Here is an 11566-nt window from a genome sequence, read left to right as displayed (position 1 = left end):
AGTAGGCGGGTATTGGTTTTGAATGCTGTGCCATCGTTCCCTCGTTCAATTCTCCACTCATCCCCTACCCTCACTGCCCACTCTCTACTCCCACGCATCCACGCATCCACCCATCCACTCGCCCACCCTCCTACCCTCCACTCCCATGCACCCCCTACTCGCCAAACTCAAAGACCGCCTCCGCCGTCCCGATCTACGCCGCACGCCGACCCTGCTGCAAATGGAAGCGGTGGAATGTGGGGCTGCCTCCCTAGGAATGATCCTCGGCTACCACGGGCGGATTGTTTCCCTAGCTGACCTGCGGCAGGCCTGCGGCGTTTCGCGCGATGGCAGCAAAGCATCGAATGTACTGAATGCAGCACAACTGTACGACCTCAAGGGCAAAGGCTTTAAGGTTTCTTTGGAAGCTGTGCAGCAGCTAGAGCGGCCCTATATTGTGTTTTGGAATTTCAACCACTTCTTAGTAGTAGAAGGGTTTCATCGGCAGAAGGTGTACCTGAATGACCCGGCCACTGGTCCGCGCACGGTTTCCCTCGACGAATTTAGCGAGGGGTTTACGGGGGTGGTGCTGACCTTTGCCCCGGATGCCGAGTTTCAAACAGGTGGGCAAAGGCGGGATTTGGTGCGATCGCTCCGCCTGCGCTTGCGTAGTTCCTTCCGTGCCCTGGCCTTTTGCCTGCTGGCGGGGCTGCTGCTGGTGCTGCCGGGATTGGCTATGCCCGCCTTTTCTCAAGTATTTGTGGATCAGATCTTGATCCAGGGCCGCAGTAGCTGGTTGCGACCTTTACTGCTGGGGATGTTGATTACTTCTGTCCTCACCGGGCTGCTGACCCGGTTGCAGCTGCAAATCTTGCGGCGGCTACGAATTAAGTTGGCCATGGGTATGTCGAGCGGCTTTTTGTGGCACATTTTGCACCTGCCGGTGAGCTTCTATGACCAGCGGTTTGCAGGCGAAATCAGCAACCGCATCAAGCTCAACGATCGCCTCGCTAGCCTGCTCTCCGGCGAACTGGCCACCACCGCGATTTCCTGCGTCATGGTGGTTTTCTATGGTCTGGTGATGTGGCAGTACGACTGGGTGCTGACGCTAATCGGCATTGGCTCGGTAGCGGTAAATTTGATCGCTCTACGCTGGGTGGCCCGCCAGCGATCGGACACGAATATGCGCCTGATGCAGGAGCAGGGTAAGGTGAGCGGCGTTGCGATCGCCGGTCTGCAAAGCATCGAAACCCTCAAAGCCTCAGGTCTAGAATCCGACTTCTTCAACCGCTGGGCCGGGTACTACGCCAAATCCCTCAATGCCCGCCAAGAGATGGATCGCATTAACCAGCGCCTGGGTATGCTCCCCGCCTTTCTCTCCGGCCTTAGCGCCATGCTGCTCCTCACCATTGGCGGCTTCCGCGTCATCGACGGTGCTCTCAGCATCGGCATGCTCGTCGCCTTCCAGTCACTCATTCAGCAATTTATGCAGCCCGTCAACCAGCTGCTCAAGCTCGCAGGTGACTTCCAAGAACTCGGCGGCACTCTCGATCGCCTTGACGACGTACTTCAAAACCCCGTCGATCCGCTGCTGCCAGGTGGGGAGGTGGGGAGTGGGCGAGTGGGCGAGTGGGCGAGTGGGCGAAACACAGAGCCGCAGGAAACTGTTGATCGAGAACCCGATCCTTCTACTCTAACGACTGCCACCGCTTACCCATCTCACTCATCCACCCGCCTACCCATCCACCCATCCACCCATCCACTCTCTCCCATCTCCCCCAAACTCCACGGATTCCTCGACCTCCACCGCCTCACCTTTGGCTACAACCGCACCGCGCCGCCGCTGATCGACAACCTCAGCCTCTCCCTCAAGCCGGGGCAGCGGGTGGCCCTGGTCGGCGGCAGCGGCAGCGGCAAGTCAACCGTGGCCAAGCTGGTGTGTGGCCTCTACCAGCCCTGGTCGGGCGACATCTGCTTCGACGGCCAGCCCCGCCACCAAATTCCGCGCCCGGTGCTGACGAATTCCCTGGCCATGGTTGAGCAAGACATTCTGCTGTTTGCGGGCACCGTGCGCGACAACCTCACCCTGTGGGATACCACCATCCCCGACGCCAACTTGATCCAGGCCTGCCGCGATGCCGCCATTCACGACACTATTCTCTCGATGCCTGGCGGCTACAGCGCCGAGCTACTCGAAGGAGCCGCCAACCTCAGCGGTGGCCAACGCCAGCGCCTCGAAATCGCCCGCGCCCTGGTCAACAACCCCGCCATTTTGGTCATGGACGAAGCCACCAGCGCCCTCGACACCGAAACCGAACGCACCATCGACTACAACTTGCGCCTGCGCGGCTGCACCTGCCTGATCGTTGCCCACCGCCTCAGCACCATCCGCGACTGCGACGAAATCATCGTCATGCACCACGGCAAAGTCGTCCAGCGCGGCAGCCACGACGCCCTACGCGACCAGGAAGGGCCGTATTTGCAGCTGATTCGCAGTGAAGAAGGGTAGGGGGGTGGATGGGTAGATGGGTAGGAGGGTGATGGGTTTAGAGGAAGTTTCATTTCTTCTTCTGAAAAATCTTCATCTGCTCCCTGCCTACTCACCCACCCATCTCTCACCCCTCATCCCCTCCTCCCCTCATCCACCCATCTCCCCAAACCCATGCTCACCACCCACCCACCCATCACCTCCCCCCTCCACTCCCTCCGCAGCAATGAACCCCTCTTCCTCGACGATCCCCAGACCTGCTGGCGGGTTGAAGCGGGTACGCTGGCGCTGTTTGCGGTCAGTGTGCAGTCAACGGCGTTAACCAGTCGGCGGCGCTATCTGTTTAGCATTAAGCCAGGGGCAATGCTATTTCCGGCAGCGCTGCTGGGGCAAGAGACCCCCTGCCAGCTCATGGCGATGCCGCTGGAGTCGGTGAATTTGAGGCCGATTTCTTTAGCTGCGTTAGCAGACGAGTTGACGGATAGCCGGACTGCTGCAATCACCCTGACGGCATTGGAAAACTGGGTGCATCGGCTGGGGGCGGCGCTGTCAGACACTGTATCGGCGCGGTTGGCAACGCCAATTGAGACCAGCGGGCTGCTGGCTCCTGGAGAAGTGTATCAGCCTCTCCAGGGGCGGATTACCTGGCTGCGACTGCTAGCTGGAGAAGGGCAACTGCTGGGGTTGGAGCATCTGACGCTGACTGCGGCCAGTGGGCCGATTCCCCTGAGCAGCCACCTGTGGCTACAGGCAACGGCGATGGCCGAGCTGGAGATCTGGCAGCCCCAAGGGTTACGGGGGACGGAGGCAATTCTATCGGGCTTGGGCCATCTGCAAATTCTGGTGCTTAGGGGCATTCAGCACTTCGAAGCACAACAACAAGTGCAAGAATATCAGCGCTTTGAGGCCCGCGAGCGGCTGAATACCCAGGCTGTGAGCCAGACGCTGACGCAGCTGGCAGGGGTGTTTGAGCCAGCGTCCAACCTATCCCAGGAAGCTCAGGGACAGCAGCCCAGCAGTGAAGACGAGCTGTTGGTTGCTGCTGGAGCGGTGGGACGTGCCCTGGGCATTGCGATTCAGCCCCCGGCTCAGTCTGAGGATTTGCGGCGGGTGAGAGATCCACTGGAGGCGATCGCCCGCTCCTCCCAAATTCGCACTCGCCAGGTGACCCTGCGCGACGATTGGTGGCGGCGTGATGGTGGCCCATTGCTAGCCTACGCTCGCGAGGATGGTCGCCCGCTGGCGCTGCTGCCGGTTGGGGCGACCCGCTACGAGGTGATTGATCCACAGCGGGGTACTCGGGTGCCGTGCAGTCGAGCTGTTGCCGAGGGAATTTTGCCCACGGCACACACTTTCTATCGCCCGCTGCCTTACCAGCTCAAGCCTGTGCAGCTGCTTCAGTTCGCGCTACAGGGGCACCGTCAGGAACTGGTAGTAGTGGCGATCGCCAGCATTGCCGCCACGCTGCTGGGCATGGTCACTCCCCAAGCTACGGGCATTCTCATCGATCAGGCCATTCCCAATGCCGATCAAACCCTGCTGCTGCAAATTGCCTTTGCGCTGCTGGCCACCACCTTTGGGGCCACCCTGTTTCAGCTCACCCAGGGCATTGCCCTGATGCGAATCGAATCTTTTGCCGACAGCAGCACCCAGGCCGCCGTGTGGGATCGGCTGCTGAAGTTGAAAACCTCCTTCTTTCGCGGCTACTCCATTGGCGATCTGAGCGCTCGAGTGTCGTCGATTAGCCAGATTCGCCAGCGGTTGGGCAATACCCTGCTCAAGAGCCTGTTTTCAAGCCTGTTCTCGCTGCTGAATTTGGGGTTGCTGTTTTACTACAGCGTGCCCCTAGCGCTGATTGCCACCGGGGTGGCCCTGCTCAATATGGCTGTCACCGTGGTCTCTGGGATGCTGACCCTGAAAAAGATTCGCCCCCTCCACGACCAGCAGGGCAAGCTCTTCGGCATGATGGTGCAGATGATTAACGGTGTGGCCAAGTTTCGGGTGGCCGGGGCCGAAACCCGCGCCTTTGCCTACTGGGGCCGCCAGTACGGTCAAGAGCTACGGCTGACCCTGGCTTCAGAGGGCATCGAAGACAACTTGACCGTGATCAACAACCTGCTGGCGGCCCTCACCCCGGCGGTGCTGTTCGCCTTCGCCACCGGCATGATTCAGCAATCCCAGGCTGGGGATGGGGGCTTCTCGACCGGCACGTTTCTGGCTTTTAACGCAGCCTTTGGTACCTTTATTGGCGGAGCCACCAGCCTCAGCAGCACCGTCATCGACGTGCTCGACGTGCTGCCCATCTGGCAGCGGGCCGAACCTATTCTCGCCGCCCAACCTGAGGTTGACCCCCACAAAGTCGACCCTGGGCGAATCTCGGGCCAGGTGACGGTGAGCAACGTGGGCTTTCGCTACCGCTCCGACGGGGATTTGATTTTAGATGGCGTGACCCTCGCCATTGAGCCAGGGGAATTTGTCGCCCTGGTTGGCCCTTCGGGTAGCGGCAAGTCGACGCTGTTTCGCCTGCTGCTGGGGTTCGATGCGCCGGAGGTGGGCACAGTTTACTTCGACGGGCAAGACATGGCGGGCCTCGACCTCAACGCCCTGCGACGACAGTTTGGCGTGGTGTTGCAAACTAGCCGCCTGATGTCGGCCTCGATTTTTGAAAACATCGCCAGCAGCGCCCGCATCACCATGGAAGAAGCCTGGGATGCGGCTTCGATGGCGGGGCTAGCCGACGACATTCTCTCGATGCCGATGGGCATGCACACGGTGGTGAGCGAGGGAGGCACGAATCTCTCGGGCGGGCAGCGGCAGCGTCTGCTGATCGCCCGAGCCCTGGCTCTGCGCCCCCGCATTCTGCTGTTTGACGAAGCGACTAGCGCATTGGATAACCGCACCCAGGCGATCGTCAGCGAAAGTCTGGAGCGGCTGCGGGTGACGCGCATTGTGGTGGCCCACCGACTCAGCACCATTCGCAATGCCGATCGCATCTATGTGCTCGAAAAAGGCCGCCTGATTCAGCAGGGCAGCTTTGATCAACTCGCCGCCGATGAAGGGCTCTTTAGCCAACTCATTAAGCGACAGCAGGTTTAGGGAAGGGATCTTCAGAGCATCCGTCCACCACCTAGCCCAACCGAGCTTCTTTTAGCGAGCTTCAGCATCGAATTTTAGATTGTCACTGGCTGTGTCGTGTCAGGTTCACTAAAGGTAACGTCTTCGTAGAGGTCAGCAATTACTCCCTCCCAGCCCACGCTAGCCAGCGAAACCTGTTCGCCCGCTCCGTAGGGATGCAGCACCCACAGCCCCTCGGCATTGCGGCGAAACACCTCCACCTGTTGCCGGGTTTGAGAAATTAGCACGTACTCTTGCAGGCTCTCCAGGTGGCGGTAGTCAATGAATTTGTCGCCCCGGTCAAAGGCTTCGGTGCTGTTGGAGAGCACTTCAACAATGAGGTAGGGATAGCGCTTAACGACACTAGAAGAAAGATCGCGATCGTCGTAGGTGACCATTACGTCTGGATAGTAGTAGCAATTAAGTACTTCGATACGGGCTTTCATATCCAGAGCATAAGCCCGACAGCCCTGGTTTCGTAAGTGCGCCCGCAGCAGCGCCCAGAGATTGAGTGCGATGGTGACATGGGCATCGGTGCTCCCTGCCATGGCATAGACCTCGCCATCGCGGTACTCGTGCTTGATGGGGCTGGTGGCTTCTGCCGCCAAGTACTCTTCTAGGGAGATATAGCTGAAGGCTGAAGCAGCAACCATAGCCATCCTCTGAACACAAAGCGATAGCTCAATCCTAACGGCTCTTGCTGTTGGTGCGAACTAGGGAGCCAGTTCTTGGGAAGCCGATCAACAAAGCTTTGTAGCTGCTCTCAACGACGATCAAACTGCTGGCGATCGCGTTGGCCAAAGCAACACCTACCACTATCTAGACAACTTGTTCATTCGTCTGCCCGCTTACTCTGCAGGGCTGTGCAAGCAGCGTGGCACAAAAGTGAATAAGTTCACTTTGGCCAGACCTATATGCTCTAGCTACTTTCAGGATTTAACCCATGCACCGTACATATTTGTTTGGTCTATTGGCTTCTTCCTGGCTGCTAGCTACGATCGCGCCCACCCTACCCGCAGCAGCCCAACCCCCCATTTCACTGGCAGAACAGCCCGCCTCGGTGGAGTCGATCGCCATGGTCGACCAGCTGATGGCTGAGGGCTATCAGCAGCTCTATAGCAGTCAGCTTCAAGGCGCGATCGCATCATTTCAGCTCACCCTAGTGCAGTGTCAGCAGACCAGCAACCGCTCGGGTGCCGCCGCCGCTCTCTTGGGGTTGTCAGAATCGTACCTCTGGTCGTGGCAGTTTGAAGACCAGCTAGAGGCCGCTCAACAAGCTCTAGAAATTTACCAAGCTCTGGCCGATCGCGCTGGTGAAGCCGCCGCCCTCCACGCTATTGGAGATGCCCAGCTCAATCTGGGTCAGTACGACGAGGGCATTGCCAACCTGCAACAGGCGCTGACGCTGCGCCAGGCGGTGCAAGACCAGTCGGGAGAAGGCTGGACGCTGGGCCTGATCGGCATTGGTCAAACCAAGCAGGGCGATGCGGCCCAGGGTTTGGCCACGATACAGCAGGCGATCGCCATTCTCAGCGCCCCGGTTGAACCCGCCCTAGAGCAGCGCCAACAGTATCGACGCAGCGTAATTTTGGCCTGGCTGGGATATGCCCAGGGGCAGCAGGGTGACTATGAAACAGCGGTGGTCTCGCTACAGCAGGCCCTGGATCTGGCCCGCATTCTGGGCAATCGCTCACTCGAGAGCCTAGCGCTGAAGTTTTTGGGCGATCTGCAAAAAGAGCGGGGCGACTTTACCGAGGCGATCGCCAACTACGAATCCGCCCTGGCCGCCGTACAGGCCCTCGACATTTCTGCGGCGGTGGCTGACGGCTACACCCGCATCGGCCATCTGCACTACGCCCAAGAAAATTACGACGAGGCGCGAGTGGCCTATCAGCAGGCCCTCGATCTCTACACCAGCCTGGACAACCGCGAGGCCCAAGCCTGGAGATTGTCTGACATTGGTAATACTTACAAACGGCAGCAGCAGTATCCCCAGGCCCTAGAGGCCCATCAGCAGGCGCTGGCCCTGTTTCAGACTGAGGGAAATGCTGTCGGTGAGCTTAGCCTGCTGAACACAATTGGCTACACCTACGAAACTCTGCGGGACTACGAACAGGCTAGGTCATACTTTCAGCGGCAGATTGATCGCGCTCAGCAGGTCAACAACGTCACCCAGGAAGCCTTTGGTTTTTGGGGTGTGGGTTCCGCTTATCTCGGCCAAGCTCAGCGCCTCTACGCCGAGGAAGCTTACTCAGCGTCGGTGGCTACTGCCCAGCAGGCGATCGCACCCTACCAGCAGGCTCTTAACCTGGCAAAGGTCGCAGAGTTTAACCTAGACCTCACTGGCTCCTTGGTCACCTCTGCCCACGTTGTTTATTCCACCCAAGGCCTTGCCTTTGACCAGCTGCGCCAGTTTTCTGAGGCGATCACAGCCCATCGGCAATCACTTGAAATTTTGGACACTTACCGCGATCGCATGCCCGAAGCTGAATATCTTGCCCAGCACCAGGGCGCACTCATGCAGCTTGGGCTGGCTCATTACAACAATGGTCAGTATGCCGAGGCGATTACGGCCTTTCAAGGGGCCGGGCAACTTGCAGAACAGCTCAATGACCCCGTTCGGCAAATGTCGGCGTTGAGCCTGGAGTCGAGTAACCACGCATACTTGGGCGATTATGATCAGGCGCTAGCTGTGGCCCAGCGCATTATGGCGATCGCTACCGAAAAGCTGCCTGACGATGCCGCCGCCAACCTGAATGCTCTTACTAAGCTGGGGCAGGCTTACCATAATCTGAGCCAGTACCCGGCGGTGCTAGACAATTATCACCAGGCATTGCCGATCGCGCAATCTCTCGGCGACGTTGATACCGAAATTTCTCTGCTCAATAACATTGCCACCGTCTATTCAGATCAGGGCAACTATCGGCAGGCGTTAGAGACCCAGCAGCAGGCGATCGACCGGCAGAAAGAGGCAATTGATGCCCTGCAAAGCAACAGTGTCGAGAGCTTCGCACAGTTCTGTAGTGAATATCCAACTAGCGTAGGTACCGTTATTCGGCAGCAGTGCCTAAGCACCTACCGCTATGGCATGGCGGTGGGCCTAGGCAACCAGGTATCTCATTATCGAACTTTGGGGCGCTATCCAGAGGCCATCGCTGCATACAATCAGGGATTGGCTTTTGCCCAAGAGTACAAAGAACTTGAGTTAGAAACTTCGCTACGGCTTAACATCGGCGGCGTCTATCAGGAAATGGGCCAACATGCTGAAGCCATCGCTGCCTATGAGAGGGCTTTAGAGATTGGTTTGGCTACCGATACCCGCCCTAATCAAGTTGCTGCCCTGAATAATTTGGGACACGCCTACAGCGAGCAGGGGCAATATCCTCAAGCTCTAGAGGTGTATCAGCGCAGCCTGCAATTAGCTCAAGCAATCGATAGTCCGTATTCGGTATCAACGGTGTTGGGCAACCTTGGCGTGGTTTACAGTGCCCAAGGCAGAGTAGACGAAGCTCGTGATGTCTATGAGCAAGCCTTAGCTATTAACCAAAAGTTAGGACTAGACCTGACGACTAGCCTCAACAATCTTGCTGTCTTGGATTCTGATCAAGGGCTCAGTGCGGAAGGGTTAGAAAAACTGGAGCAGGCTCTAGCGATCGCTCAATCATCAGGCGATCGCCTATCCGAAGCCACCGTGCTGGGCAACATGGCCGACATCTACTCGGGCCAAGGCAACTACACCCGCTCGCTTGAGCTAAAGCAGCAGTCACTCGCTATCTATCGAGAAATAGGGGCGCGATCGAGCGAAATCAGCGGCCTAATTGGACTAGGGCGCGTGTATCATTCCCTGGGTCAGTACGACAAAGCTCGCGAGTTTCATCAGCAGGCGCTAGATCTCAGCCGCGCGGTGGGTCAGCGCTCAAACGAAGCTTTGGCTCTGGGCAACCTGGCTAGAACTCACCTCAATCAAGGCCAGCTTTCCCAGGCTCAGTCACTCTACGAGCAGGGTCTAGCCATAGCCCGTGAAGTTGGCGAAGTCAACACCGAAGCGGCTTTTTTAGATGCCCTGGGCCGTACCTACGATCGCCAGGGACAGCCCGATCGCGCGATCGACACCTATCAGCAAGCCTTAGTGCTGGCCCGTCAGACTGGCTTTCGGCTGGCCGAATCTAGCATTCTGCGTGGGCTAGGCGTTGTCTACGGCAAGCAGGGGCAACAGGATGAGGCGTTAGCGGCTTTTCAGCAAGCGCTTACCATTCAGCGACAGATCAATGAACCGGCGATCGAGGCACAGACATTGGCTAGTTTGGGTGAGCTTTTGGCCGCCCAGAACCAGCCCGAGATGGCGATCGCCTTCTACAAACAGTCGGTCAACATTACCGAGGGCATTCGCGCCAACCTGGGCACTCTGCCCGCCGACCTGCAACAGTCGTACACCGACAGCGTGGCCGACACCTACCGCACCCTGGCCGACCTGCTGCTGCTGCGAAACCGCGTGCTAGAGGCCCAGCGAGTGCTCGACCTGCTGCGGGTGCAAGAGCTAGACGACTACCTGCACAACGTGCGCAGCACCGAGCAAACCGCCACCGGAGTAGACCTGTGGGAACCCGAGCAGCGCATTCTCGACCTCTACAACCAAACCATTGCCGAAGGGGCAGAGCTGGCCACGCTGGAGGCAAAAGACTCCCTGACGGCGGCAGAAACCCAGCGGCGCGACGAGCTGCTGGCCCGTCAGGATGAGCTGCGCAGCGTCTTTCAAGACTTTCGCGATCGCGACGATGTACGAGCGGCGATCGCCCAGCTCCGCACCAGCACCGATGGCCAAAACATTGAGCTGAGCCACTTTAACCAGCTACAAAACAGCTTGGATAGTCTCGATACCAACGCCGTGCTGCTCTATCCGCTGATCTTGCCCGATCGCCTGGAGCTGGTGCTAATTACCCCCTACGGTGCTCCTATCCGGCGGCCTGTGCCCGTTGAATCTGCCGAGCTAAACCGCGCCATTATCGAGCTGGGACAGGCGCTCAAAGATCCGAGTCTTGATGCCCAACCCGCTGCCCAGCAGCTCTATCGATGGCTGATCGCTGATATTGAAGACGACCTGGCGGCGGTCAATGCCGAAACCATTATCTACGCCCCCGATGGCGCGCTGCGCTACATTCCGCTGGCGGCGCTGCACGATGGCGACCAGTGGTTGGCCGAGCGCTTTGCCGTTAGCCACATCACCGCCGCTTCGCTGATCGATTTTACGGCTCGACCCACCTACCAACCCGACAACCTGGAGCTGCTCGCCGCTGCCTGCGTGCAGTGCAGCTTTGAGAATATTAACGGCTACCGCTTTGCTGACCTACCCAATGCCGGGGTCGAAGTCGAAACCCTGGCGGCGCAAATTCCTAATACCGAGCTGCGGCTGAACGAGGCCTTTAGCGCTGGGGATCTGCGTTCTCTCATGGGTCGGTTTCCCATTGTGCATTTGGCTACCCACGCCAAGTTTTTGCAGGGTCAGGGCAGCGAGTCGTTTATTGTTACGGGCGACGGCGGCTCGGTTTCTCTACGCGACATGCAGGCCTGGAATTTGGATGCCGATCTGGTGGTGCTGAGCGCCTGCGAAACCGCTGTCGGGGAAGCCCAGTTGGGTAGCGGAGTCGAGATTTTGGGCTTTGGCTACCAGATGCAGACTGCCGGAGCCAAGGCGGCGATCGCCTCCCTCTGGCAGGTCAGCGATGGTGGCACCCAGGTGTTGATGAATGCCTTCTACGCCGGGTTGCAGGCGGGCTACACCAAAGCCGAAGCCCTACAGCTTGCCCAGCAGGCGCTGATCGACGGCGATTTTACGATTGCTGGGGCGGGCGATCGCGCTGATATCACCCTCGTTACCGCCCAGAGCGGCCTACCCAGGGCCGTCAGCGATAACCTCAGCCATCCTTACTATTGGGCACCGTTCATTCTCATCGGCAATGGGCTGTAGCCCCAAGCCCGCTCCCCACA

4 protein-coding genes are annotated in these 11566 nt (G+C 58.7%); 3 read left to right on the top strand and 1 reads right to left on the bottom strand.

Going from position 1 to position 11566, the window contains the following annotated elements:
• The first annotated feature begins 145 nt into the window (after positions 1 to 145).
• Together H6F75_RS15885 and H6F75_RS15880 are read left to right on the top strand one after the other, a co-directional pair.
• Positions 146 to 2488 carry an NHLP family bacteriocin export ABC transporter peptidase/permease/ATPase subunit gene (locus H6F75_RS15885; protein WP_190753437.1) on the top strand — a complete coding sequence of 781 codons (2343 nt, stop codon included), beginning with the start codon at positions 146 to 148 and terminating at the stop codon, positions 2486 to 2488.
• A 153-nt stretch (positions 2489 to 2641) separates the two neighbouring features.
• Positions 2642 to 5563, top strand: coding sequence for an NHLP bacteriocin export ABC transporter permease/ATPase subunit (locus H6F75_RS15880; protein WP_190753436.1), 2922 nt, complete (start codon positions 2642 to 2644; stop codon positions 5561 to 5563).
• 74 nt (positions 5564 to 5637) lie between these two features.
• Here H6F75_RS15880 and H6F75_RS15875 read toward each other — a convergent pair whose 3' ends face one another.
• Entirely contained in the window at positions 5638 to 6234 is a 597-nt protein-coding gene (locus H6F75_RS15875) for a Uma2 family endonuclease (protein WP_190753435.1), read from the bottom strand.
• A gap of 290 nt (positions 6235 to 6524) precedes the next feature.
• Here H6F75_RS15875 and H6F75_RS15870 point away from each other — a divergent pair, with 290 nt between their 5' ends.
• On the top strand, positions 6525 to 11546 hold the full coding sequence (locus H6F75_RS15870) for a tetratricopeptide repeat protein (RefSeq protein ID WP_190753434.1): 5022 nt from the start codon (positions 6525 to 6527) through the stop codon (positions 11544 to 11546).
• Positions 11547 to 11566: the final 20 nt, after the last annotated feature.

This window comes from Nodosilinea sp. FACHB-131, from assembly GCF_014695395.1.
In the GTDB taxonomy this organism is placed as follows: Bacteria; Cyanobacteriota; Cyanobacteriia; order Phormidesmidales; family Phormidesmidaceae; genus Nodosilinea.
Note: the sequence above shows the minus strand (reverse complement) of the source record. Positions and strands in the feature narration are given on the sequence as shown.